At 62.8% G+C, this 22,638-nt stretch carries 20 protein-coding genes and 1 riboswitch; of the genes, 15 read left to right on the top strand and 5 right to left on the bottom strand.

Going from position 1 to position 22,638, the window contains the following annotated elements:
- From GPT33_RS07650 to GPT33_RS07610, 9 genes are all read left to right on the top strand, one after another.
- A partial coding sequence (locus tag GPT33_RS07650; protein WP_296806990.1) for a zinc ribbon-containing protein occupies nt 1–312 on the top strand: 312 nt, incomplete at its 5' end.
- Between the two features lie 262 nt (nt 313–574).
- Entirely contained in the window at nt 575–1,093 is a 519-nt protein-coding gene (locus GPT33_RS07645; RefSeq protein WP_296806988.1) for an SCP2 sterol-binding domain-containing protein, read from the top strand.
- 376 nt (nt 1,094–1,469) lie between these two features.
- Nucleotides 1,470–1,558: riboswitch (glycine riboswitch) on the top strand.
- A 410-nt stretch (nt 1,559–1,968) separates the two neighbouring features.
- Nucleotides 1,969–3,060 (top strand): glycine cleavage system aminomethyltransferase GcvT, encoded by a 1,092-nt coding sequence (gene gcvT / locus GPT33_RS07640; protein WP_296806987.1) that lies wholly within the window; start codon nt 1,969–1,971, stop codon nt 3,058–3,060.
- Nucleotides 3,061–3,315: 255 nt separating this feature from the next.
- Nucleotides 3,316–3,708, top strand: coding sequence for a glycine cleavage system protein GcvH (gcvH, locus tag GPT33_RS07635; protein ID WP_296806986.1), 393 nt, complete (start codon nt 3,316–3,318; stop codon nt 3,706–3,708).
- Between the two features lie 204 nt (nt 3,709–3,912).
- Nucleotides 3,913–5,313: an aminomethyl-transferring glycine dehydrogenase subunit GcvPA gene (gene gcvPA, locus GPT33_RS07630; RefSeq protein WP_296806985.1), complete on the top strand. Its 1,401-nt coding sequence runs from the start codon at nt 3,913–3,915 to the stop codon at nt 5,311–5,313.
- 336 nt (nt 5,314–5,649) lie between these two features.
- Nucleotides 5,650–6,147, top strand: a complete 498-nt coding sequence (gene tpx / locus GPT33_RS07625) for a thiol peroxidase (RefSeq protein ID WP_296806984.1) — start codon at nt 5,650–5,652, stop codon at nt 6,145–6,147.
- Nucleotides 6,148–6,288: 141 nt separating this feature from the next.
- A complete protein-coding gene (gcvPB, locus tag GPT33_RS07620; protein WP_296806983.1) occupies nt 6,289–7,761 on the top strand; it encodes an aminomethyl-transferring glycine dehydrogenase subunit GcvPB in 1,473 nt (490 codons plus the stop codon).
- Entirely contained in the window at nt 7,754–8,125 is a 372-nt protein-coding gene (locus tag GPT33_RS07615) for a diacylglycerol kinase (RefSeq protein ID WP_296806982.1), read from the top strand. Before gcvPB ends, GPT33_RS07615 begins: the two co-directional genes overlap by 8 nt.
- A 179-nt stretch (nt 8,126–8,304) precedes the next feature.
- Entirely contained in the window at nt 8,305–9,717 is a 1,413-nt protein-coding gene (locus GPT33_RS07610; RefSeq protein ID WP_296806981.1) for a hypothetical protein, read from the top strand.
- 130 nt (nt 9,718–9,847) lie between these two features.
- On the opposite strand, the gene GPT33_RS07605 is transcribed toward GPT33_RS07610, so the two are convergent.
- From GPT33_RS07605 to GPT33_RS07585, 5 genes are all read right to left on the bottom strand, one after another.
- A complete protein-coding gene (locus GPT33_RS07605) occupies nt 9,848–10,255 on the bottom strand; it encodes a GtrA family protein (protein ID WP_296806980.1) in 408 nt (135 codons plus the stop codon).
- The gene (locus tag GPT33_RS07600; protein ID WP_296806979.1) at nt 10,252–11,226 is read right to left on the bottom strand and encodes a WxcM-like domain-containing protein; all 975 of its coding nucleotides are present in this window, start codon (nt 11,224–11,226) and stop codon (nt 10,252–10,254) included. Before GPT33_RS07600 ends, GPT33_RS07605 begins: the two co-directional genes overlap by 4 nt.
- On the bottom strand, nt 11,219–12,187 hold the full coding sequence (locus tag GPT33_RS07595; RefSeq protein WP_296806978.1) for a glycosyltransferase family 2 protein: 969 nt from the start codon (nt 12,185–12,187) through the stop codon (nt 11,219–11,221). The genes GPT33_RS07600 and GPT33_RS07595 overlap by 8 nt, the downstream gene beginning before the upstream one ends.
- Before the next feature lie 4 nt (nt 12,188–12,191).
- Nucleotides 12,192–13,301 carry a DegT/DnrJ/EryC1/StrS family aminotransferase gene (locus GPT33_RS07590; protein WP_296806977.1) on the bottom strand — a complete coding sequence of 370 codons (1,110 nt, stop codon included), beginning with the start codon at nt 13,299–13,301 and terminating at the stop codon, nt 12,192–12,194.
- 136 nt (nt 13,302–13,437) lie between these two features.
- Nucleotides 13,438–16,086 (bottom strand): glycosyltransferase, encoded by a 2,649-nt coding sequence (locus GPT33_RS07585; protein WP_296806976.1) that lies wholly within the window; start codon nt 16,084–16,086, stop codon nt 13,438–13,440.
- Between the two features lie 664 nt (nt 16,087–16,750).
- On the opposite strand from GPT33_RS07585, the gene hslV reads away from it, so the two are divergent.
- The 6 genes from hslV (at nt 16,751) to ubiB (ending at nt 22,606) form a co-directional block, all read left to right on the top strand.
- The gene (hslV, locus tag GPT33_RS07580) at nt 16,751–17,296 is read left to right on the top strand and encodes an ATP-dependent protease subunit HslV (RefSeq protein ID WP_296806992.1); all 546 of its coding nucleotides are present in this window, start codon (nt 16,751–16,753) and stop codon (nt 17,294–17,296) included.
- A gap of 189 nt (nt 17,297–17,485) precedes the next feature.
- Complete coding sequence (gene hslU, locus GPT33_RS07575; RefSeq protein WP_296806974.1) at nt 17,486–18,817, top strand: ATP-dependent protease ATPase subunit HslU; 1,332 nt, start codon at nt 17,486–17,488, stop codon at nt 18,815–18,817.
- Nucleotides 18,818–18,975: 158 nt separating this feature from the next.
- Nucleotides 18,976–19,338, top strand: coding sequence for a DUF971 domain-containing protein (locus tag GPT33_RS07570; protein WP_296806972.1), 363 nt, complete (start codon nt 18,976–18,978; stop codon nt 19,336–19,338).
- Nucleotides 19,339–19,560: 222 nt separating this feature from the next.
- Entirely contained in the window at nt 19,561–20,310 is a 750-nt protein-coding gene (gene ubiE, locus GPT33_RS07565) for a bifunctional demethylmenaquinone methyltransferase/2-methoxy-6-polyprenyl-1,4-benzoquinol methylase UbiE (RefSeq protein WP_296806970.1), read from the top strand.
- A complete protein-coding gene (locus GPT33_RS07560; protein ID WP_296806968.1) occupies nt 20,307–20,948 on the top strand; it encodes an SCP2 sterol-binding domain-containing protein in 642 nt (213 codons plus the stop codon). The genes ubiE and GPT33_RS07560 overlap by 4 nt, the downstream gene beginning before the upstream one ends.
- A complete protein-coding gene (ubiB, locus tag GPT33_RS07555; RefSeq protein WP_296806966.1) occupies nt 20,945–22,606 on the top strand; it encodes a ubiquinone biosynthesis regulatory protein kinase UbiB in 1,662 nt (553 codons plus the stop codon). Before GPT33_RS07560 ends, ubiB begins: the two co-directional genes overlap by 4 nt.
- The last annotated feature ends 32 nt before the right edge of the window (nt 22,607–22,638 follow it).

Raw genomic sequence — 22,638 nt, 5'->3', positions numbered from 1 at the left:
AACTATATCGCGGAGACCGGCCAGGACATCCGCGATTGGTGGCGATTCGACCTGCAGTTGATCGAGCAGCGCATGATGGACGCCTTTACCAAGGTCGCCGACCAGACCAGCCTGCAACTGGCCCAATGGGCCGAGGTTGCGCGCCAGATGAGCCTCTATCAGGCCGGAGAGGTCACCGGCCCGGGCACCCTGGTGTGCGATCGCTGCGGCGCCGAGACCCATTTCGTCAAGGCCGGACGCATCCCGCCCTGCGCGGACTGCGGCGGTATGAGCTTCCGCCGCCGCAGCGACGAGCCACGCGATAAAGGCTGAATCCGGCCTCGGCGCTGGCTCGCCCGAGGAACTCGTGACATCCGCACCGCGGTGTCGCGCATGCCCCGTGGCGCTCCGCGCCACGAGCCACCATCATCGCCGAACTGACGAACGAGACCCGGTCCCTCGAGCGGCTTGAGCGGCTCGTCGCCCCGCAGTTGCATCACCGGCCCCGCGCCGACTAGCATCGAAGCGCTCGAACAACAAGACAAACAGCGGACACGGTCGTTGCCCGCAAATAACACCAGACGAGGACACCATCATGATTCGCCGCATCGCGCTCGCTCTCCCGGCTCTCGCCCTGACCGTCTCCGCCGGCGCTCAGGCCGCAACCTTCATGGACGCCGATTGGGCGGCGTCCGCCTGCCAGGCTTGGAACGGGGCCGGCGCGCTCACCGCCGGTCTAGCTGGCGAAAACTGGGCGGCAAACAACGCCGGGCGCGGATACAAGGTCATCCAGCTCTACCGCACCCAGTGCGGCGAGGACAGCCGCGTGGAGCTGCAGATCAGCGACAAGGACGGCAAGGCCATGTGCACCTACGGCGGCGCGGTGAAGACCACGACGCTCGACCCGAAGGTCGACTACCTGATGAATGCAACCGACGAGGACTGGGTCTGCATGGGCGAAGGCCGCCTAGGCTGCGGCGCGATGGGCGCGATGACGACCGGCAAGCTCAAGTTCAAGGGGCCCAAGATGGAGGCCATGGGCGTCATGGGTCCGTTCGACACCTTCCTGCAGTTGACCGGCAAGGTCCCGGGCGATAAGAGCGCTTGCCCATAGGCGGAGGCCCCCGTGGAGCGGGCGATTTAGGCGTTTCCGGGACAATTCCATACCCGTAAGTTGTGCTGACGATAGGAGGCACAACTTGCGCCGACGGTTGGTTGTGCCTCGCACGGCTCGGCTCGGCTCGGCACAACGACGGACTACGGACCCGGACAGACCAAACAGGCAAGCAGTGCGTGCGAATAAATTCGCACGCACCCAGCTCATTCCTTTCCCGGGGAATCATCTTAAACCGCGCCGGCTCCAACAGTTGTCGGAGCTGACGCGGCCAAGCCAATCCGACAAACGACGCATACCGCCCCGGGCGCGGTTTAAGTCCGCAACCACCATGGCTGGAAATCCGATCGAACCGCGCTTATAGTCCCGTTTCGCGTCAAGTCCCGCGGGAGAGTCCGGCCTCGGCCGGCGCCGAAGGCGCAACACTGCCCGGAATCGCTCAGGCAAAAGGACCGCGGGAATAACGACCGACTCTGGAGAGCGGTCCGGACTGCACCGACAGTCGGGGCCCACCGAAGGGGCAGCAGCGACCGACGCGCTCGGCCGCCTGCAAACTCTCAGGTCTGGGACAGAGGGGCGGTGTCGAGGATCCGGGTGGATCCCGAAGGATCGTGCCTGCACGAGTCCGGAAAGCGACGCGCGCCTGCTCCGCCGCACCCAAACCAGGGGTCGGCACCATGTTGCCGCTCGCATTCGTGCTCGTTGTCCAGTATCGGAGCGCAGACCCGCACACAACCTTCGCGCATCCCCCGTTTCCTTCGCCCCTCATACCGAGCGCACCTGCGCCCGATAGTGTTCCTGGTCGACGCCTCGCGAGCGGTGACGACTCAACAGGCCAGCCCGCCGGGCGAGCCACCAGGCGAACGGAGAGTCGGATGGCATTGCGCACCCCCTTGTTTTCGGAACATGAGCGTCTCGGCGCTCGGATCGTGCCGTTCGGCGGCTGGGACATGCCGCTGCACTACGGATCTCAGATTGAAGAGCATCACGCGGTGCGCCGCGCCGCCGGGATGTTCGACGTCTCCCACATGCGCCCGGTCGACATCGAGGGCCCGGATGCCCTGCCCTTCCTGCGCCGGCTCCTCGCCAACGATGCCGCCAAGCTGACCGCGCCGGGCAAGGCGCTCTACGCATGCATGCTCAACCCGCAGGGCGGCGTGATCGACGACCTCATCCTCTATTTTCGCGGACCCGAGCGTTACCGCGCGGTGGTCAACGCCGGCACCGCAGACAAGGACATCGCCTGGATGCAGGCACAGGCCGAGGGCCGGCAGCTGAACATTCAAAGTCGCGACGACCTCGCCATGATCGCCGTGCAGGGACCGGATGCGCGTGCCCGCGTCGAGCCACTCTTACCCGACGGGCTGCGCGCCTCGGCGATGCAGGCCGGGCCCTTCTTCGCCGCCGAGGACGCGCACTGGTTTGTCGGGCGCACCGGCTACACCGGAGAGGACGGCTTCGAGATCATGGTGCCGAGCGCGGATGCCGCGGCACTCTGGCGCTCGCTCGTCGCGGCAGATGTGCGCCCCTGCGGCCTCGGCGCCCGGGATACGCTGCGCCTGGAGGCCGGCATGAACCTCTACGGCCAAGACATGGACGAGACGGTCGGCCCGCTCGATGCCGGCCTGGGCTGGACCATCGCCCGGGAGCCGCAGGAGCGCGACTTCATCGGTCGCGAGGCCCTGACCGCTCGGCGCGATCATCCCGACCGACGCGACTTCGTCGGCCTGCTCTTGACCGGTCGCGGCGTGCTGCGCCCGCACCAGAGCGTCCTCGCGGACGGTCGGGTGGTCGGCGAGGTCACCTCGGGCGGCTTCTCGCCGACCCTGGAGCGCTCGATCGCATTCGCACGCGTCGAACCCGGAACACCCGCGGAGTGCGCGGTCGACATCCGCGGCAAACCCGTGAGCGCACGTATCGTCAAACCGCCGTTCGTGCGGCAAGGCCGAATCTGCATCGACCTCTGAACCTTATGGTCAGGGTTAAACTGCACCGGGCGCGGTAGTAAGCGTTTGAGCTGTGAGGATGGGTTTCGCTGCGCTCTACCCATCCTACGTGTCTCGAGTGTTTTTGAATCGTTTTTAAACCGCGCCGGCTCCAGCGGTTCTGAAATCCGCCGGGGCCGATCCCATCCAAAAACATCACATACCGCACTGGGCGCGGTTTAGATCGCAACGGCGCGAAGAGCGCACAGACAACCCGTCGATTGATCGGAGAGAACCATGAGCGACGTCCCTGCTGACCTGAGATACACCAAGAGCCACGAGTGGATCAGAGACAACGCCGACGGCACTGTCACCGTCGGCATCACCGATCATGCCCAAGAGGCGCTCGGCGATATCGTCTTCGTCGAGATCCCGGATCAAGGGCGTGAAGTCGACGCCGAGGAAGCCTGCGCCGTGGTCGAGTCGGTCAAGGCCGCCTCCGATATCTATTCGCCGCTCGCCGGCGAGGTCATCGAGTCCAACGCGCTTCTGAACGACAGCCCGGAGGCGATCAACAACAGCCCCTACGACGAAGGCTGGATCTTTCGCCTCGCGCCGAACGACATGGCCGCGCTCTCCGGACTCCTGGACGCAGCCGCCTATCAGCAGGTCGTCGAGGACGAGACCTAAACCGCGTCCGGTAGGACATGCAATGCACTCATGTGGTCGAGCCGAGCAGGCGCCACGAACGCCCGCAGGTGACGCGGTTTAGTGTTGAAAAGCTTTTAAATCTCTGAACCGCGTCCGCTGTGAGGCTTGTGAATGAGTACGCGGCCGATCCGATACTCGACAACGCATGCCGCACCAGACGCGGTTCAGCCGGGACCCTAAGCTATGCCTTTTGTACCCCACACCCCCGACGATATCGCCGCGATGCTCGACACCGTCGGCGCCGCATCCATCGATGATCTGTTCGACGAGATCCCGACCGAGCTTCAGATCGGGGAGCTGGCGGCCATCCCCGCCGGCATGGCCGAGATGGACGTCGCTCGACTGATGCAGTCGCGCGCGCGGGCCGACGGACAGCCGCTCTGCTTCATCGGCGCCGGCGCCTACGATCATCACATCCCGGCCGCCGTCTGGCAGATCGCCACCCGCGGTGAGTTCTACAGCGCCTACACGCCCTATCAGGCCGAGGCCAGCCAGGGCACCCTGCAGCTGCTCTACGAGTTCCAGTCCATGATGGTCGCCTTGACCGGACTGGACGTCTCCAACGCATCGCTCTACGACGGCGCCTCGGGCCTGGCCGAGGCGGTCTTGATGGCCGTGCGCGCCAACCGCAAGGTCAAGTCCGAGAAGGTCCTCGTACCTCGATCGCTGCATCCGGCCTATCGGCGCACGCTGCAGAGCATCGTCTCCACCCAGGGGATCGAGCTGGTCGAGGTGCCGTTCGACCCGCGTGGCGGATACACGCCAATCGAGGCCCTGGATGCGCTGGCGGAGGAAGGCCCCTACGCCGCGCTCGTGGTCAATCAGCCCAACTTTTTCGGCGTGCTCGAAGACGTCGACGCGCTCACCGACTGGGCCCATGCCCGCGACGCCTTGGTCATCGGCGTCGTCAACCCGGTCGCGCTCGCCCTGCTCTCCCCGCCCGGCGACTGGGGCAAAACGGGCGCCGATATCGCCTGCGGCGAGGCCCAACCCTTGGGCATGCCGCTCGCCTCCGGCGGACCCTATGCCGGATTCCTCTGCTGTCGTCAGGAATTCGTCCGTCAGCTGCCCGGGCGCATCGTCGGCCGTACGCTCGATCTCGACGGCAAGGCGGGCTTCACCCTCACCCTCCAAGCCCGCGAGCAGCACATCCGCCGCAACAAGGCGACCTCGAACATCTGCACCAATCAAGGGTTGCTGGTCACCGCCGCGACCATCCACATGACGCTCTTGGGCGCCGAGGGGTTGGAGCGTGTCGCCGCGGCCTGTCATGCCAATACCGCACGCCTGACGCAACTGCTGTGCGAGGTGCCGGGCGTGGAACCCTTGTTCGACCGTCCGGTCTTTCACGAGCAGGCAATGCGTCTGCCGGCACCGGCGGTGGACGTCCTCCGCTCGCTGGCCGCGCACAACATCCTGGGCGGATGCGACCTCGGCGCGGAGTATCCCGAGCTCGATCCCGCGATCCTGGTCTGCGCGACCGAGCTGAGAACGGAGGAAGAGATGCACTCCTACGCAAGCAAGCTCGGGCGTATCATCGCCACCCGAACGCAGACACACGACGCGGTGGCGCGCACATCCTAGCAACGCTTGCGTCAACCCTGCCGGTCGGGCCGAGCACGAGTCAGTGACGATTTTGAGTCAAGATGAACACTTAATGAACCCGTAGGATGGGTAGAGCGAAGCGAAACCCATCCTCCAAACCGCCGCGTTCTCGGGTTTCGGTCCGATGCCCACGGCACGGGCGTGGGCGCGGGCTGGATGGGTTTCGCTTCGCTCTACCCATCCTACGTGTTTCGGTTGTATTTGAATCGTCCCAGAGGCCCAACAGACGAAGCCTCGCCAGCCCTCAGACCGCGGGCACCGTGAGCACGATAGACGCGAATCCGACATCCAACCACCAACGATCGGGATACACTCATGGCTCAAACAGCACTGCAAGGCAACCCCGTCCAGCTCTCCGGCGACCTGCCCGCCGTCGGCAGCACCGCACCCGACTTCAAGCTGGTCGACAAGGATCTCGGCGACAAGTCATTGGCCGATTTCGCCGGCAAGAAGAAGCTGCTCAACATCGTTCCCAGCCTGGACACGCCGGTCTGTGCGACCTCGACCAAGCACTTCAACACCTCCATGGCCGGTAAATCCGACGCCGTCGCCTTGGTGATCTCGGCCGACCTGCCCTTCGCGATGGGCCGTTTCTGCGGGGCGGAAGGCATCGAGAATGTCGTCGCGCTGTCCATGATGCGCTCGCGCAGCTTCGCGAAGGACTACGGCGTACTCATCGAGGATGGTCCGCTCGCCGGCATCACGGCCCGCGCCGTCGTGGTCCTGGATGCCGACAACACGGTTGTCTACACCCAGCTCGTGCCCGACATCACCCAAGAGCCCGATTACGACGCGGCGCTGGCTGCGCTCTAAAGCGTATCTCCTTGAACCGCAAAGTCGCGAAGGGCGCAAAGGAAGCGCCCGGCCTGGGGTTTGTTCTCCGGTGGCGCTGTTCTCGCGCCAAGCGCGCGCCCTTGCGGTTCCGATTCGATCCACTTACCGAAGCCGATTGCCATGCTGATACATGACCGCTCCAGACCCGGACGCCGCGCCACCGCGCAGGCACCGCTCGCCATGCCCGAGGTCACCGACATTCCGGCGGCACTGCGTCGTCGGAGCCGACCCGTCCTGCCGGAGGTCTCGGAGCTTCAGGCGGTTCGCCACTACACACGGCTGTCGCAGAAGAACTTCTCGATCGACACCCATTTCTACCCGTTGGGCTCCTGTACGATGAAGTACAACCCGCGGGCCTGCAACACGCTGGCGATGCTGCCCGGATTCCTGGCACGGCATCCGCTGGCACCCGAGTCCCACAGCCAGGGCTTCATGGCCTGCCTCTACGAGCTCCAAGAGATGCTCAAGGAGGTCACCGGGATGCACGCGGTCTCACTGGCCCCCGCCGCCGGTGCACAAGGCGAGCTGGCCGGTGTAGCGATGATCCGCGCCTATCATCTCGCCCGCGGCGATGTCGCCCGCACCGAGATCCTGGTCCCCGACGCGGCACACGGCACCAACCCGGCCTCCGCGGTCATGTGCGGCTTCAAGGTCCGCGAGATCCCCACCGGACCCGACGGCGACGTCGACCTCGCCGCGCTCGAGCAGTCCGTCGGGCCGCAGACCGCCGGCATCATGCTGACCAACCCGAGCACGGTCGGCGTGTTCGACCGCAACATCCAGGCGATCGCCGCGCGTGTCCATACGGCCGGCGGGCTGCTCTATTACGACGGGGCCAATCTCAACGCCATCCTCGGCAAGGTCCGCCCGGGCGACATGGGCTTCGACGTCATCCACATGAACCTGCACAAGACCTTCTCCACGCCCCACGGCGGGGGCGGTCCGGGTGCCGGACCGGTGGGTGTCTCGGCACGCCTGGAGCCCTACCTGCCGGTCCCGCTGGTCGCCTTCAACGGGGACGAATACCGTTGGCTGGCCGAGCCCGAGCGCCCCGAGAGCATCGGACGCCTCACCGCGTTCGGCGGCAACATGGGCATCCTGCTGCGCGCTTATATCTACGCGCGACTGCTGGGACGCGAGGGGATGCGACGCGTCTCCGAGTTCGCAACCCTGAACGCCAATTACCTGATGACACGGCTCAAGGCGGCCGGCTTCGATGCCGCCTATCCGCAACGTCGCGCGAGCCACGAGTTCATCATCACACTCAGACGCGAGGCGAAGGAGCTGGACGTCAATGCGATGGATTTCGCCAAACGCCTGCTCGACTATGGCTATCACGCCCCGACCACCTACTTCCCGCTGCTGGTTCCCGAATGTCTGCTGATCGAGCCGACCGAGAGCGAGAGCAAGGAGGAGCTCGACGGCTTCGTCGCGGCCATGATCGCGATCCGCGAGGAGGCACGAACCAATCCCGACTTGGTGAAGACCGCTCCCCACACCATGCCGGTGCGCCGACTCGACGACGTGCGGGCCGCTCGTAACCTGGATCTCGCCTGGAATCCGCAAGAACAACACAAGGACATGCATGGCTAATCAGAATGCCAAGGGGTGGCGCCGCGTCATCTACGCCTTCGGATACTCGATGAAGGGTTTCAAGGCATGTTTCGAGCTGGAAGAGGCCTTCCGTCAGGAGGTATTCTTGCTGATTCCGCTTGTACCCATCGGGCTATGGCTGGGCGATACGCCGGTCGAGCGTGCCATGCTGATCGGCAGCCTCCTGATCGTTCCCATCGTGGAGCTTTTGAACTCGGCGATCGAGGCGAATGTCGATCGTGTCGGCATGGAGCGCAACGAGCTGTCGGCCCGCGCCAAAGACATCGCCTCGGCTGCGGTCTTTTCGAGTATCGTATTCGCCCTTGTGGTCTGGGGGCTGATTCTGATTCCGAAGTTGTTCTGATGCGGCAGGATCGGACACGCGTCATGCCTGCCGAGAGCACCCGACCGCCGATCTTACTCATTCGCCAGCCTGCAGGCTGATGCCTCGATGGAATACAAGGACCCGTCACAATGTTTGTAATCGAGAATTCGTCGGCCAACCGATCTTATACGTCTTTCGTATTATTGTTTTCGGTGCTGTTGTGCGCCCTCGCTGCCGCCTACGGGGCCTACGCACTGCGCGGCCTGCATGCCGACGGGGCCTTTCATCTCCTAAGTCTCGCAAGCGGCGAGAAGTTTCTACTCTGGGAGACGCCACGCAACGCGTCCTACCTCTTGCATCAGTGGGCTACAATCCTCGCCATCACCCTGGGCGTCGACAACCTTATCGTTTTGGCCCGCATTCACGGCCTGACGATGCTGATGACACCGATCCTTTTTATCGCGCTTTCGTATTTCGTGCTCCCGAAGGAGTACAAACATCTTTTCATCTTTCCGGTGTTCTATTATCTCGCCGGCGTCATGGCCGGCGCCTTCTCCGCGATCGGCGAGGCGCAGCTCGCCGGAAGCTATTTTTGGCTCCTCTTCTTTACGATCTTGTTTTTCCGGACCGGGCTCTTTACCAACATCCTCGTCTTCGCACTGGTCCTACCGATCTTCGTGATCCACGAGACCTTCGTTCTGATGGCGCCGTTTCTTGCCCTGGCTGGGCTCTACCGCTTGCTTCGCTCGAAAAGCACTAAAGACCGCCTCTATTTCGCCGCCCTGACGGCACTCCTGATCGCGGTCACGGCCGTGGTGCTGTCGTTTATCTTGGTGCCGAAATCCGAGTATTACGAGACCCGCTCTCTGTCCTATTTCTCCACCATCACATCGCTGGCATTCATCCGGAGCTACGGCTACTACAATCCACCCGCGATTCTCGGCCTGATCGCCGGTTTCATCCTGCTCGTCGGGATCTATGCGACACGCCGCGGACTCGTGAAGGTCCAGCGGATTCTTTGGATTGTCATCGCACTGGCTGCGCTCCTCGCCGCAATCTCTCCGCTGATCGCCGAACGGGCCTTATCCGCAAAGCTGCAGTTCGACGCGAGAAGCTACGGCCCGATCCTGATCCCGCCGTTGGTGTTGTTGATGGCAGTTGCCTCGCTGCGCGCGACCCAAACCAAGACATACATTCAATCCGGCTTCGTTGCGGGTGTGGTACTTGCGCTGGCGCTCGGACAGGTCGGCTGGAACGTCGCCGCAACGAACGAGTGGCGACACTACATCGCGAGCTTCCGCGGCCTTTTGGATAACCATCGCGGTCTTATTTCTCACGAGCAAGCCCTCGCCGAGCTGTCTCCCGAGGCTGGCCGCCAGCTTGTCAACATGAGCTGGGGTTGGACCTATCCGACCATGAGCGTCATCCTGGCCGAGCAGGGCAAGGTGCAGACCATCATCGAGAATCCCGATTGGGGCGAGGATGCCTGGGAGCCGTTCGACCCCAAAACACTGAGCGACGAGCTCTTGAACAGCCATCGGTTGGATTTCTCCGCCTACTTGAGCGCCTTGGCGGAGCAGCAAGCGTGGAGTTCCGAATCGGCGGACCCGACTAAACCGCGTCCAGAGTGATAGGCGTCGTTTTCATGTTGTGTCGGGCTCGAGGATTGTTCCGACCTTAAACCGCGCTGGCTCCAGCGGCCGTCAATTCTGCCGGGGCCGATCCCATCCAAAAAACATCGCATACCGCGCTAGGCGTGGTTTAAACCGGATTCGGCCGAATCAACCGATACACCAGCCGAGAGGCCGCAAAATTAAAAACAGTGGTGAAGCCGATCGCAATCAGGATCCCGAAACGCGGATTGATCCCGAATGCCGTCAGCTCGCTCAAGAGAACACCGCCGATCAGGAGGCTTGCGAGATAGATGGCGACCGTCGATGCAGCACGCCACGCCGTCGCGGTACTGCCTTTGAAGACATACCGCGGAAAGGCCACGAGCAGAACCGCAAGCCCGATCGCCCAGGAGAGATAATAGGAGATCAGAGGCGATAGCCAAAACAGCAGAAGCTGGAAAACGAGAAGGGTAAAAAGCGTATTGCCTGCGCCGACCAGGGCAAACCGCAAACCATCGCCGAGCAGACCCTGCCCGCCCAAAAGGTGCTTCCTCATATCGGCGCTTCAGACGCGGTCACCAGACGCAGAAAGTCATCGTAATCACGAATGTATTCGTTCGACTCGTAGACGTGCGACGCGAATACGCCAAGCACCGCGTCGGCGGAGAAACGGTACTGGATTCCCCAGACCAAGGGAGGGATCAGGAGCCCGACACCGGGGTGATCGAGGCGGATCTCCTGTCGCTCCACGCCGTCATCCACGACCACCGAGAGAGCGCCGTTGAGGGCCACCAGAAACTGGGCGCATTCGCGATGGGCGTGCTCGCCGCGCACGTGATCGTTCGGGACATGGTAGACGAAGAAGACGCGTTTCGGCGAAAACGGCAGATGCTGATCGAACTGCGCCACCATCAGATCACCCCGCAGGTCATTGAAGACCGGCAATTGCACTAGGGTGCACCCGTTGACGGCAAGCGCGGGCAGACCGTCGACGGCGAGGCGGCTCGTTTCCAGAACCGACAGGGTGCCGAGCCGCGCCTGCTTGGTCTCGGACGCCGACTGATAACCGATGATCTGCGCCGGGTTCCCGGCAACCACGGCATTCGGCGGAACCGACCGTGTCACCACCGCACCGGCACCTACCATGGCGCGCTTTCCGATCGTCAAGCCCGGCAAGATCGTCGCATTCGCGCCGATAGACGCACCATCCTCGAGCGTCGTCACCGCAAAGCTGTCCGGATAACGCTTGGAGCGCGGAAAGCGATCGTTGGTAAAGGTCGCATTCGGACCGATGAAGACGTCGTCGCCGACCCGAATGCCATCCCAAAGCTGCACGCCGCTCTTGATCGTGACGCGATCGCCGAGGCTGACATCGTTCTCGATGAAGACGTGATCGCAGATGTTGCAGTCGCTACCGACGCGGGCACCGGGAAGGACATGCGAAAAGGCCCAAATACGGCTTCCCGCGCCGATCGTGCTGCTTTCGCAGATCCCGGCCGGATGAACGAAATACGCTTGCTCAGTCATCGCCTTTACTCATCTCTCGGCCGGGAAACACGCACTCATCGCAGATCAAGCTCAGGGGCCGATGCTTCGTATTCTCCAGGGTCCGCCAGAGATAGCATCCCATCAACCCTTGGGAAAAGAGCGTGATGCTCCCCATGATCAGGATCGTCAACATCACCGGGGTGTAACCTGCAACCTCGATAAACCCCAGCATCTTCGCGGTCAGAATGAACAGGGACAGCAGCAGCGAAAAGACGATACCGAGGATACCTGTCCACAATAAGACCATGACCGGCAGATCAGAATAGGAAAAGATGCTGTCCAGCATGTAATTGAAGCGGCGCTTGAACGACCAGGCACTTTTTCCCTTCTCCCGAGCGCGCCGGCTGTAGCTCGCAAACTTGCGACGGAAACCGACCCAGAAGAGCTGCGCCACCAACGAGCTGTTGCTCTCCTCGATCGACAAGAGCGCGTCCCTGACCTTGCGATTGCAGGCGAAGATATCCACCCCGCCTCTCGGAACATCGGGCACCACAAAGCGTCGATAAAACCCCCAGAACAGATTCGACAAGAACATCGAGGATCGACTGTCGTTGCGCTCCGCGCGGTGGCCGAACACCACATCCGCCTCGTCGCGGTCGAGCGTGCGGAAAAAGTCGACGATCAACTCGGGCGGCTCTTGAAGATCCGCTGCCATGGCGGCGAAGTGCTCGCCCCGTGCATGGACAAGCCCCGTTCGGATGGCCGCGAAAGACCCGAAGTTGCGACTGTGAAAGAGCAGACGCGCCGGGAACGCGCACCTTTCGAGACCGTCCCGCAGCTTGTCTCCGGAGCGGTCGGGTGATCCGTCGACGACGAAAACCACCTCCGTGACCCCGTCCAGCGACTGCGTAAGCTGCCCGAGAACGGGAAGAAGATCCGGAATGTTCTCCTCGTTGCGGTAGACCGGGATGATGATGGAGCGATCGATTGACTGAGACATGGGCTCAACTCGCCGCGGGGAGCGACACAAGGGCGTCGCACACAAGCGTCAACTCGGACTCGGAAAGATAGGGATAACAGGGTAGCGTCAGGATCCGCTCGACCGCGTCACGACTTTTTGCCAAATCGCCGATACGCATCGGCAGATCCCGCCAAGCGGGCTGGTCGCAGTCCAGGGTCGGATAATGGACGTCCGTTTGAACCCCCTGACGCTTGAGATGATCCGCCGCGGCAACACGATCCGGACAGAGGATCACCGCGAGATGCCCGACCGATGCCGCTCCTTCGAGCGCGCAGAGTCGGTAGCTCGGCGGCAAGGCGGCCCGGTAGCGCGACAAAACGGCGCGGCGCGACTCGGTCATGGCATCGAGATGTCCCAATTTGATCGCGAGGATGGCGGCCTGTACTTCGTCGATCCGGCTGTTGCGGCCGTAAGGCACGACACTCCTGTACCGACTCTCCCAGCCATACTGAGCGAGCAAGCGGACCTGACGCGCGTGCTCGTCTCGCCTCGTGACCACGGCCCCTGCGTCGCCGAGGGCGCCCAGGTTCTTGGACGGATAGAAGCTGAAGGTGGCAAGGTCGCCGAGACTACCGCCTCTGCGCCCGGGATCCCCGACACCATGGGCCTGCGCGCAGTCCTCGACGATGGCGACATCCTCGCGTCCCGCCGCGGCGAGGACGCGACGCACGCCATCGACATCGCCAAGATTGCCGTAAAGATGCGTCACCACAACGGCCTTGATCTTCGGCGACAACAGGGCCGACACCTCGGCCGGATCGATCGTCATACCCGGTAGCGCGATGTCGGCATACACAGGCACGGCCCCGATGATCCGACAGGCGATCGAGGTATAACCACCCGCATTGGCCGCGGTCATGACCTCGTCTCCGAACCCGACACCGACCGCGCGCAGGCCGATCTCGAGGGCATCGGTCCCGTTCGCGACCGGGATCACATGCTCGACGCCGATAAAATCCGAAAAGCGCTGCACGAAGGCTTCGGTTGCCTTGCCGAAAAGCCATCGCCCGCTGCGTAGGGCTTCGAGGACCGCGGCCTCGAGCTCCGAGGACAAGGCTTCGTACTCACGCGCCGGTTCGTTAATGTTGATCAAGGTCAGAGCCCTATGGATAACCGACGAAGCAAGGGCTCGGTTCGGCAACGCAAGCCGCCGAATGCCCTGCAAGACTGCCGAGGCGCCGACCCACCCGGCAAATCGGCAAGCTTAACATAGCCCGATCGCCAGACCTTCATTCGAGTAGTTTCAAATACTGATCGGCAATCGATTTCCAATCCGAGCGCTCGACGATGTCCTTCGCGCGCTGCGCCATCGCCTTGCCGTCTTCGGGGTGCTCGAACAATCGAATGATCGCATTCGCCATGCCGTCGAAGGTATCTTCGATCAGGATCTGCGAACCCTTCTCGGCCGGGATCCCCTCGACCCCTTTCGAGGTGGTGACCACCGGTATCGAGGCCGCGAAATACTCCAAGATTTTCATCCGCGTCCCGCCGCCTTGCTGCAGCGGAACCACGGCCAAGTCCCCGCTTTTGAGATAAGGCGCGAGCTGATCGACCGAACCGGTAAAGACGACATCCGGATCGATCGCTTCGAGAGGCGCCTCAGGCCCAATGGCAAACACTTTTGCCTTCCAGCCTCGGAGCCTCAATCGCGGTAGGATCTCTGTCGCGAGTAGCCGGATGGATTCGAGATTCGGCGCGTAACTGTAGATTCCGTGGTATAGGATGATCCGGGTATCCGCAGGCACTTCGTAGGCATCGCGCAGGCTGTACGCATAGGTCTTCTCGAACGCACCCAGATCGACGCCATGCGGGATCACATGCACCTTATTCGGGTCCACGCCGTAAGCGATGAGCAAATCCCGATCCGGCTGAGATACCGCGATGACCTTGTCGACCCGATTGCAGAGTTCAACCTCCTGATCTCGCAGCCACTCGTAGGCCTGCTGCGACACCTCCGAATACTGGGTTTTGATCCGATCGCACTCGACGTTGTGCTCGACCAACAGGGTCTTTCCGCGAAGAAGTCGCTTCGCCCAGACACACGGCTGTGCGTAGGCCGGAAACTCCGCCTGGTACAGGACGATGCGATAGCGCAAGGCGAGATACATGAGACGAACGAAATAACCCCAATCAAACAGCGCCTGGTAGATGTAGGCTTCATTGATCGGAATACCCGTTCGCAGCAGCCTTTTTCTGAACACCATCCCGGAGACCCCGGAAAGCCTGATCGGCAGCGGAAAATATTTCTCCGTGGCGATTCCGTTTCTGAACTCGTAATAGCGGCCCCAGTCGCCCGTAATCAGAAAGACCCCGTCGACAAGGTGCGATAGCCCCCAAGCCGTTCGCTCGATCTTCACCGCCGCGCCGTGATTCGTCGGAAAGACATCCTCGCGGCTCATGATCGCCACATATCGGCCTTTGCGATCAGTCCATTTGTCCCGGAAAGAGTCCGCCGCCCGCGGGGCATATCGACCTGACTCCAACGCGAACTCCTCGCGCGGTTCGGGATGCTTCCATCCCCGCCGATAGATGCTCGCTACGGCACGGAGGAGCAAACTTTTAAAGGTCACCAGTTTCCGGGCGATGTTTCTGACGGGCTGAATCAGCCGCCAGCTTGCGCTCCCGAGAACCTCGTCCAATTGCGCCTTCAGACTCTCGCCATCCCGGCGCAAATCACTGATCTGTTTATCGCGGATACGCAGTTGATGATCCAGCTCGCTGACTTGGTGATAGAGATCCAACGCCAGTTTCTCGGATCCACGAAAGAACCAATCATCAGTTTTTTCCGGTGCCTTCGGATCCCGAAGATACTCCACCAACGGGACAATCGTCTTGAGATAATGGTAGCGCTCTTCGACCAATCGAATGGCATTGGCGGATTTCCGATCGTAATCGAGAGGATTGTTCGAGATCGCTTCGAGCAGCGCAGGCAATTCGTGGGGACCCTCGATAACCCAGCCGGCGTCATAGTCGCTGACCTGTCGGGCCAACTCCAGCGTGTGGTTGCAGATCACCGGAAGCCCGCACCGAAGAAACTCGATGGAGCGGAAGGATGCACTGAAATCCCGTTCGATGTTGTAGTCGGAGAGCTCGATACCGATATCGCACTGCTCGCTGAACAACCGCTCCATGTCACCGTAAGGTAAAAGACCGACATGTTGAAGCGTCGCGTCGTATTGCCCGCCTTCATCTGCGGACGTCGCACTCTTGGGATCTGCCGCGCTTTCGTGGACATAGCCACCCGAAAGCAGAAGCAAGCGCCCCCTCATCGCCTTGGCCTCGGCAAGGGTCGCGCGAATTGCATCCGTATAGCGTTGGCCCATACGCCAAGGCCAGGACACGCCGCCCGTCACGATGACCCAGGGATCCGTCGGATTGGCGCGACGGCGCGGTGACAGAGGCTCCGTCGAGATCGGGATGATGTCGATGGGTGCGCCGAAGCGGCAATCGAATCCGGCAAGAATGAGCCAGGGAATCAGAAACTGACGCTGCCGCTGGGTCCCGCAGATAAAGCGACTGGCTTTGCGGTACAAGGCCAGCATCTTGCTCGCGTGTAGGTTGACGTCCTGGTGATCCTGAAAAAGTGCCTCGAGAATACGCGGCGCGATGATGTCCGCAATCAGCGGGATTTCGTAATCGTCGGGGAAATGCTCCAAGAACTCCCAATAGCCGACCAGGATCGCGTGCGGCCGCACCTCACCGATCAGCTCATGGAGCTCGGAGCGACTCCCGAAAAAACGAACATCGCTCGAACCGCCATCCGATTCATTCAGCTCCTTGTCAGAAGCCAAATCCTTGGGATACGCGAAGGTGACGTCAATACCGTTCTGGACAAGCCCTTTACCGAAATAATGCGCTCGCACCGCATTTCCAGACACGATTCGATCGGTCCGAAAAACAGCGGCATGCGTCACGATCAACACTCGCATGATGAATCCGTCGCAAATGAAATGAAGAGGGGTCGGGGATTTCCTTAAAGAGAATGCCGGAAATACCAAATCATGACAAGCCAACACCGAGCATTGCTCATAAGCCCGGCCTGCAGGATGGGTAGAGCGCGGCGAAACCCATCATCCCCGGGCGCCGGCGCCGTGCTGGAAGGCATCGATTCGCGGGCAGGATGGACAGGCGCTGCGCGGTCCGCCGAGCCAGGTGTCGGAGCCGGTAGACTGCGCTGCGGCTTGGCGGCCTTGTCATCCTTTCGTTCTGGCCTCTCGGGTTCCCCAACCGGACGCGAAACTCTGGTCCCACACCCGGGTACGCCGACTTCAGTCGACACCCGGGCAAGGCGGACTTCAGTCCGCCGCGAGGGCGCGCTCGGGCGACTAAAGTCGCCCGCCCCCGGGAGCCGGATGAATCCGGCGTCCCCGGGCGATCGCGGTCGGCGACCTGGACACCGCTCGATGTGGCCGAAACGATGATCGAGGTCCGTTGCCCGCGTGAGACCGCCGGAATGCGATGCAGCAACACCGCCTCAAAGCGCATCGCTTCGCGCCTCGATGCCGTAGAATAGCGATATCGGAACAACAGCGAAGCATGACGATGGAAAGTTTTCGCGGTACGACGATTCTCTCGGTTCGGCGCGGCGGCAGGGTCGTGATCGGCGGCGACGGGCAGGTCTCGCTCGGGCCGACGGTCATGAAGGGCAACGCGCGCAAGGTCCGCCGTCTCTTCAAGGGCCAGGTGATCGCCGGGTTCGCCGGCGCCACGGCGGACGCCTTCACGCTCTTCGAGCGCTTCGAGGGCAAGCTCGAGAAGCACCAGGGTCACCTGACGCGGTCCGCCGTCGAGCTGGCGAAGGACTGGCGGACCGATCGCATGCTGCGTCGGCTCGAGGCGTTGCTCTGCATCGCCGACGCACAGACCTCGCTCATCATCTCGGGCACTGGCGACGTGGTGGAGCCCGAGAACGACCTCATGGCCATCGGGTCCGGCGGATCCTTCGCTCAGGCCGCGGCCCGCGCGCTGCTTGAGAACACCGAGCTCGGCGCCCGCGAGATCGTCGAGAAGGGCTTGAACATCGCCGCGGACATTTGCATCTATACCAATCACAATTTGGTGCTCGAAGAGCTCGACACGGCTCGGTGACGCCTGTTTGTCGCGCCATGGCCGAGCGTCTTGCCGCAGATCGGTATCGTTTCCCGCAAGGACGGCCTTCGGCTCGCGCCGCCGACTCCTTCTTTGACCAGGCGGCGGTCAACGACGACGCCTCGTGAGGTCAATCCTCCATCCAAACCGGTCGCTCGAGCCTGCGACCCTCTCGACGGACAGAACCAGATGTCGGAAATCACCCCACAACGCATCGTTTCGGAGCTCGACAAACACATCGTCGGTCAGGACGAGGCGAAGCGCGCCGTCGCCATCGCCTTGCGTAACCGGTGGCGTCGCTCCCAGATCCCGGAGCCGATGCGCTCGGAGATCACACCGAAAAACATCCTGATGATCGGTCCGACCGGCGTGGGCAAGACCGAGATCGCGAGGCGCCTGGCCCGCTTGGCCAACGCGCCGTTTCTCAAGGTGGAGGCGACCAAATTCACCGAGGTCGGCTATGTCGGGCGCGATGTCGAGTCCATCATTCGCGATCTCGCCGACATCGGGATCAAGCTCGCCCGCGAGCAGGAGATGGCGAAGCTTGCGGGCCAGGCCGAGGCCGCCGCGGAGGAGCGCATCCTCGACGCACTCCTGCCGCCGCCGTCGAACTTCGAGGAAGAAAGTCGCTCGACCACGAGCTCGGCAACCCGGGAGAAATTCCGTGATCGTCTGCGCGCCGGCGAGCTTGACGAGCGCGAGATCGAGATCCAGGTCTCCGCATCGCCGATGGGGGTCGAGATCATGGCCCCGCCCGGCATGGAGGAGATGACCAATCAGCTCCAAGGGCTGTTCCAGAATCTCGGCCAAGGGCGCATGAAGCGACGCAAGCTGCGCATCCGCGACGCACGCCAGCTGCTCAAGGACGAGGAGGCCGCCAAGCGGGTCAACGACGAGGAGCTGAAGCTGCGCGCCATCGAGAACGTCGAGCAGAACGGCATCGTGTTCCTCGACGAGCTCGACAAGGTCACCAAGCGCGGCGAAGGCATGGCGGGCGCCGATGTGTCGCGCGAGGGTGTGCAGCGCGATCTCTTGCCGCTGGTGGAGGGCAGCACCGTGTCGACCAAGCACGGCTCGGTGCGCACGGATCACATCCTCTTCATCGCCTCCGGCGCCTTCCATCTCTCCAAACCGTCCGATCTAATCCCGGAGCTGCAGGGCCGCTTGCCGATTCGCGTCGAGCTCAAGGCCCTGACCACGGAGGATTTCGTGCGGATTCTAACCGAGCCGGACGCATCCTTGACCGATCAGTACCGCGCCCTGCTCGCCACCGAAGGCGTCGCCTTGGAGTTCACCGAGGACGGTATTCGTCGCCTCGCCGAGATCGCCTGGCAGGTCAACGAGCGGACCGAGAACATCGGGGCACGTCGCCTGCATACTGTCCTGGAGCGGCTGCTGGAGGACGTGTCCTACAACGCGTCTGATCTGGATCGCGTGACGGTGACCATCAACGCGGCCTATGTCGATCAGAACCTGTCGGGGCTTGCGGCCGACGAGGACCTGTCGCGATATATCCTGTGAACCGCGTCCGGAGCGCTATGTTCTGGTGTCGAGTGTCTTCGGACGCATCTTAAGGCGACAGCCACCGGAGCAGACGCGGTTCAGGGTCGTAACGTCCTTGATCCGATCAATCCCATTCAACACCGTCCGCGGTCGATTCGCGGGCGCCGGAGAACACCATGCCGACACCGACCGAGCTGAACCTGCATCAACAATCGCGGATCCTCGAGATCACCTTCGACGACGGCTCGCACTTCAACCTGCCGTGCGAGTACCTACGCGTCTACTCCCCCTCGGCCGAGGTTCAGGGTCACGGCCCGGGACAGCGCGTCCTGCAGCTCGGCAAGGAGGACGTGGGGATCAACAAGATCGAGCCCGTCGGAAACTACGCCATCTGTCTGCACTTCGACGACGAGCACAACACGGGCATCTTCTCTTGGGAGTACCTCTTCAATCTCGGGGTCGAGCAGGAGCGGCTGTGGAAAGAGTATCTCGACGAGCTGGAGAAGGCCGGACAAAAGCGCAAGGTCCGCGCGTCCTGACCCGAGGCACTGATGTTGTAAACTTATCGGCGCCCGGCACGACGCACGCCTGATGTGCGCGTCGACCGACCCGGATCTCACGGCCGTCGCCGCCCAACGGCCTCGACCTTCGAAACAACCATCGATCTGAACCGCGCCGCCGACGGCCCTTGTTCGCGTCAAGGCCAAGCAACCCCCGAAGCGGTGCAGATCCAATCAAGCGCGGTTCAGCAGGGACACAGCATGTCCGACGACAAGACGACACATTTCGGTTATCAGCAGGTTCCGGTCGAGGAGAAGGCGTCGCGCGTGCGCGCGGTGTTCGACTCGGTCGCCTCCCGATACGACCTCATGAACGACCTCATGTCCTTGGGCATCCATCGGCTCTGGAAGCGTCACACCATCGAGCTCTCGGGCGTGCGCCGCGGTCAGCGGGTGCTGGATCTCGCGTCCGGGACCGGGGATCTCGCCGAGCGCTTCTCCGGCATCGTCGGCGCGCAGGGGCTGGTGGTCATGTCCGACATCAATGCGTCCATGCTCACCGAGGGGCGCGAGCGCATGCTCGACCGCGGACGCGTCGGCAACCTGCACTACGCCCTGATCAATGCCGAGAAGCTGCCCTTCCCGTCGGATTATTTCGACTGCGTCACCATCGGTTTCGGGCTGCGCAACGTCACCGACAAGCAGGCCGCCCTCGTGGAGATGCAGCGGGTGCTGCGACCCGGCGGACGGGCACTGATCCTGGAGTTCTCCCACCCGGTCAGCCGCCCCTTGAGCAAGGCCTACGACCTCTACTCCTTCTCGGTCCTTCCCACACTCGGGCGCCTGGTCGTGAACGACCCCGAGAGCTATCGCTATCTGGCCGAATCCATCCGCATGCACCCGGACCAAGAGATGCTGCGCGCCATGATGGAAGCGGCCGGGTTCGAGCGTTGCGACTATTTCAACCACAGCGGCGGTATCGTCGCCATCCACCGAGGTTACAAGCTGTGACCGAAGGCATCCAGATCCCGGACGCAGTGCTGGCCGTCGTCGAGCAAGCACTGAACCGCTACATCGCGCTGGACCCGGAGGGCGCCGCCGCGTTCGCCGCACTCGAGGGGCGAATCATCGGCATCGAGCTCAAGGGTTTCGGCACGCGCGTGACCATCATCCCGAGCGAGCGGCGCCTCCAGCTCTTCGGCGGTTACGACGCCGAGCCCGACTGCCTGATCCGCGGCACCCCGCTCGCACTCGCCCGCATGAGCATGGCCGAGCGCAAGGAGACACAGATCATTCAGGGCGAGGTCGAAATTCTCGGCGACACGGCCCTTGCACAAGCCTTCAGCCGCGCAATCGCTGGCCTCGACGTGGATTGGGAGGAGCAGCTCGCGCGCGTGATCGGCGACCCCTTCGCCCACCAAGTCGGCAACCAAGCGCGTGCAGCAGCGCAGTGGGCACGCAAGACCTCCGAATCCGTGACCGCGGATCTTCAGGAATACCTTCAGGAAGAGGCCCGCCTGACACCGACTCGCTACGAGGTGGAGGCATTCCTCGCGCAGGTCGATATTCTGCGCGACGATGTCGAGCGCACCGCGGCGCGTATCGAGCGCCTCGAACGAGCACTTGCGGAGCGCGGCACTCGGTCATGATCGGACCCCGCGAGGCCCTGCGGCTCTTCCGCATCAATCGGATCCTTCTGCGCCACGGACTCGACGAGGTCATCCTCGCGACCCACCTGTTTCGGCCGCTGCGTTGGATCACCTACATCTCGCCCTGGCACTGGTACAGACGCGACCTGCCGACCTCTTACCCGGTGCGCGTGCGCCTTGCGCTGGAAGACCTGGGGCCCATCTTCGTCAAATTCGGACAGATCCTCTCGACCCGACGCGATTTGCTCCCGGACGACCTAGCCGTCGAGCTGGCCAAGCTGCAGGATCGGGTGCCGCCCTTCGACGGCGCCGAGGCGCGCGCCATCATCGAGAAGGCGTGGGGCTGCTCGGTCGACGACGTGCTCGACGAGTTCAACCCCATCCCGCTCGCCTCGGCTTCCATCGCGCAGGTCCACACCGGACGGTTGAAGAACGGAACCGAGGTCGTGGTCAAGGTGCTGCGGCCCGGCATCGAGCGGACCATCCGCGGCGATCTCGGGCTGATGTACACCGTCGCCCATCTCGCCGAGCGCTATTGGAAGGACGGGCGTCGACTGCGCCCGGTCGACGTGGTCCGCGAGTACGAGAAAACCATCTTCGACGAGCTGGATCTGCAACGCGAGGCCGCCAACGCCTCCCTGCTGCGTCGCAACTGGATCCACAGCGAAATGCTCTACATCCCGGAGGTCTATTGGGATTGGACCCGACCCGGCGTCATGGTCATGGAGCGCATCTACGGGACCCCGGTTAGCGACGTCGCACGCCTGAAGGCCCAAGGCGTGAGCATGAAACAGCTCGGCGAGCGCGGCGTCGAGATCTTCTTCACCCAGGTCTTCCGCGACAACTTCTTTCATGCGGACATGCACCCGGGCAACATCTTCGTCGAGCCGTCCGGGCGCTATATCTCCATCGACTTCGGCATCGTCGGCACCCTGACCACGGAGGACCAGCGCTATCTCGCCGAGAACCTGCTCGCCTTCTTCGAGCGGGACTATCGGCGCGTCGCCGAGCTGCACGTGGAATCAGGTTGGGTCCCGTCCGGCACGCGCGTGGATGAATTCGAATCCGCCATCCGCACCGTCAGCGAGCCCATCTTCGAGAAGCCCCTGGCCGAGATCTCCTTCGGACACTTCCTGGTGAGGCTGTTTCAGACCGCACGGCGCTTCGACATGGAGATCCAGCCGCAGTTGGTGCTGCTCGAGAAAACCCTTCTCAACATCGAGGGCCTCGGCCGTCAGCTCTACCCGGAGCTGGATCTCTGGACGACCGCCAAGCCCTATATGGAACGCTGGATGAAGGATCAGATCGGGGTGGTGGGGCTGCTCGACCGGACCAAGCGCAACTTCATCTCCGTCGCCGATCAGACCCCCGAGATCCCCTTGATGGCCTATCGCATCCTCAGCACCTACGACAAGCGTCTGCGGGCGGCCGAGGCCGGATCACTCCGAGACCACGGCCGCAGCGGCAGCCACGACAAGGCCACTTCGACATCCCAGTCGGTCCGCGCACTCGGGGGCGCCACGGTGATCGTCTGCGGCACCCTTGTCCTGCTGCTCGGACCCGGTCCGTGGCTGCCGGCGACGACCGGAGTTGCGCTCGTCGCCGGATGTTACATGGTCGGAGCGCTGCTGTTTTTCTCCGCGGGGCGGCAGATTTAGAGATAATTCCGAAGCAAGGGGAACGCATTGAC

It is taken from the genome of Thiocapsa sp., from assembly GCF_011390875.1.
Taxonomy (GTDB): Bacteria; Pseudomonadota; Gammaproteobacteria; order Chromatiales; family Chromatiaceae; genus Thiocapsa.
The sequence above is the reverse complement of the archived record's forward strand: the minus strand, read 5'-3'. Positions and strand labels throughout refer to the sequence as shown.

Excerpts from the sequence above, each read along its gene's own strand:
- ubiE (WP_296806970.1), top strand. The coding sequence starts at position 19,561 with ATGTCCGACGACAAGACGACACATTTCGGTTATCAGCAGGTTCCGGTC.
- GPT33_RS07605 (WP_296806980.1), bottom strand. The coding sequence starts at position 10,255 with ATGAGGAAGCACCTTTTGGGCGGGCAGGGTCTGCTCGGCGATGGTTTG.
- gcvPA (WP_296806985.1), top strand. The coding sequence starts at position 3,913 with ATGCCTTTTGTACCCCACACCCCCGACGATATCGCCGCGATGCTCGAC.
- hslV (WP_296806992.1), top strand. The coding sequence starts at position 16,751 with ATGGAAAGTTTTCGCGGTACGACGATTCTCTCGGTTCGGCGCGGCGGC.
- gcvH (WP_296806986.1), top strand. The coding sequence starts at position 3,316 with ATGAGCGACGTCCCTGCTGACCTGAGATACACCAAGAGCCACGAGTGG.
- GPT33_RS07600 (WP_296806979.1), bottom strand. The coding sequence starts at position 11,226 with ATGACTGAGCAAGCGTATTTCGTTCATCCGGCCGGGATCTGCGAAAGC.
- ubiB (WP_296806966.1), top strand. The coding sequence starts at position 20,945 with ATGATCGGACCCCGCGAGGCCCTGCGGCTCTTCCGCATCAATCGGATC.
- hslU (WP_296806974.1), top strand. The coding sequence starts at position 17,486 with ATGTCGGAAATCACCCCACAACGCATCGTTTCGGAGCTCGACAAACAC.
- GPT33_RS07615 (WP_296806982.1), top strand. The coding sequence starts at position 7,754 with ATGGCTAATCAGAATGCCAAGGGGTGGCGCCGCGTCATCTACGCCTTC.
- gcvT (WP_296806987.1), top strand. The coding sequence starts at position 1,969 with ATGGCATTGCGCACCCCCTTGTTTTCGGAACATGAGCGTCTCGGCGCT.
- GPT33_RS07570 (WP_296806972.1), top strand. The coding sequence starts at position 18,976 with ATGCCGACACCGACCGAGCTGAACCTGCATCAACAATCGCGGATCCTC.
- GPT33_RS07645 (WP_296806988.1), top strand. The coding sequence starts at position 575 with ATGATTCGCCGCATCGCGCTCGCTCTCCCGGCTCTCGCCCTGACCGTC.
- GPT33_RS07595 (WP_296806978.1), bottom strand. The coding sequence starts at position 12,187 with ATGTCTCAGTCAATCGATCGCTCCATCATCATCCCGGTCTACCGCAAC.
- tpx (WP_296806984.1), top strand. The coding sequence starts at position 5,650 with ATGGCTCAAACAGCACTGCAAGGCAACCCCGTCCAGCTCTCCGGCGAC.
- gcvPB (WP_296806983.1), top strand. The coding sequence starts at position 6,289 with ATGCTGATACATGACCGCTCCAGACCCGGACGCCGCGCCACCGCGCAG.